Raw genomic sequence first — 1,738 nt, 5'->3', positions numbered from 1 at the left:
TCGCCCGCGCCTTCGCCTCGCTCAGAAACAAGCAGGTGACGACCCATTGGAAGAAGCACGATACAATCCCGCTGTGATCTGGCCCGCTATTAGAGGACATTATGACCGACACCAAGTTTCCGCCCGAAAAGAATTTGCCCGCCGGCTATGTTCCGCCGAAGGTCTGGAAGTGGGAGAGTGAGAGCGGCGGCGCCTTCGCGAGCATCAACCGGCCTATCGCAGGCCCCACGCATGAAAAGGTCCTGCCGGTCGGAAAACACCCGCTGCAGCTCTATTCGCTCGGCACGCCGAACGGCGTGAAGGTCACCATCATGCTGGAGGAGCTTCTGGCGGCCGGGCACAAGGATGCCGAATACGACGCCTGGCTGATCACCATCGGCAAGGGCGACCAGTTCGGCTCGGGCTTCGTCGAGGTCAATCCGAATTCGAAGATCCCCGCCATGATGGACCGCGCGCCGAAGGGCGGGGGAGAGCCCGTGCGCGTGTTCGAATCCGCCTCCATCCTCGTCTATCTGGCGGAGAAGTTCGGCGCCTTCCTGCCTTCCGATCTGAGGCTGCGCACCGAGACGTTCAACTGGCTTTTCTGGCAGATGGGCTCGACGCCCTTCCTCGGCGGCGGCTTCGGCCATTTCTACTCTTATGCGCCGATGAAGATCGAATATGCCATCAATCGCTACGCCATGGAGGTGAAGCGGCAGATGGATGTGCTCGACCGCCACCTGGCGGATCACGAATTCATGGCCGGCAGCGAGTATACGATCGCCGACATGGCGATCTGGCCCTGGTATGGGCGGCTCGCCGCCAAGGACGCCTATGACGACGCCGGCGATTTCCTCTCGGTCGACGAGTACCGGAACGTTCAGCGATGGAGGAGACAGATCGGCGAACGGCCCGCGGTGAAACGGGGATCGATGGTCAACCGCACCTCGGGAGATCCTTCCACCCAGCTTCATGAGCGCCACGACGCTTCGGATTTCGAAACAAAGACGCAGGACAAGATCGGCAAGGGCTGAGGAAGACCGCATGGCCAACTTGCCTGACATGACCAAGCACCGCGGCTTTCCGTCCGGCATGCCGGGCACCGGCATCCAGTTCACCATCCGCCGGGCCAATCCGAAGGGCGTGACGCCTATCAAGGCCCTGCCCCGCCGCGCCCGGCCGGGCACGGCGGAGCACAAGGTCGATGCCGCCTTCCTGCATGCGCTCTGGCACCATTTTGGCGCAGAGCCCTTCGAGCGTGGCAATCTCGATGCCGCGCGGCTCAGCCTCCTCTTCGGGCGCGAAGTGGTGGCGGCCGAAAAGGATTTCGATCCCACCTCCTACGAGGCGCTGCTGGTGATCGACGAGAAGGTCGCTCGTCAGAATTTTCCGGAGGCTTTCGAAGACGTGATGGAGATCTAGCGGTGCCGTTCAACAAAATCCTGATGGCGAACCGTGGCGAGATCGCAGCCCGTGCCATGCGGACGGCAAGCAGGATGGGCATTGCGACGGTTGCGGTCTATTCGGATGCGGACCGGGATGCGCTGCATGTGCGCCTGGCGGACGAGGCGGTGCATATCGGCCCGGCGCCCTCCAGCCAGTCCTATATCGTCATCGACAGGATCCTCGACGCGATCCGTCAGACCGGCGCCGATGCCGTGCATCCGGGCTACGGCTTTCTGTCGGAAAACCCCGCCTTCGCGGCAGCGCTGGAGAAGGAAGGCGTCGCCTTCATCGGTCCGCCGGTCAAGGCGATCGA

General features: G+C 62.8%; 3 protein-coding genes and 1 pseudogene. All 4 read left to right on the top strand.

Translation table 11 applies throughout. The features are described from left to right. Positions 1-77: pseudogene (locus tag ACMGE0_RS33445) on the top strand (propionyl-CoA carboxylase); the annotation flags it as partial. Between the two features lie 24 nt (positions 78-101). Further along, the gene (yghU, locus tag ACMGE0_RS33440; protein ID WP_436820150.1) at positions 102-1,013 is read left to right on the top strand and encodes a glutathione-dependent disulfide-bond oxidoreductase; all 912 of its coding nucleotides are present in this window, start codon (positions 102-104) and stop codon (positions 1,011-1,013) included. A gap of 10 nt (positions 1,014-1,023) precedes the next feature. Then, entirely contained in the window at positions 1,024-1,401 is a 378-nt protein-coding gene (locus ACMGE0_RS33435; RefSeq protein WP_436820149.1) for a hypothetical protein, read from the top strand. A gap of 23 nt (positions 1,402-1,424) precedes the next feature. Beyond that, positions 1,425-1,738 (top strand): biotin carboxylase N-terminal domain-containing protein (locus ACMGE0_RS33430; protein WP_436820151.1); only part of this gene is annotated, 314 nt, incomplete at its 3' end.

Origin of the sequence: Neorhizobium descurainiae, from assembly GCF_051400715.1 — a bacterium.
GTDB lineage: Bacteria > Pseudomonadota > Alphaproteobacteria > Rhizobiales > Rhizobiaceae > Neorhizobium.
This window is presented reverse-complemented; position numbering and strand designations above follow the sequence as displayed.

What these genes read in the sequence shown, in the direction of transcription:
- yghU (WP_436820150.1), top strand. Translation starts at nt 102, where the DNA reads ATGACCGACACCAAGTTTCCGCCCGAAAAGAATTTGCCCGCCGGCTAT.
- ACMGE0_RS33435 (WP_436820149.1), top strand. Translation starts at nt 1,024, where the DNA reads ATGGCCAACTTGCCTGACATGACCAAGCACCGCGGCTTTCCGTCCGGC.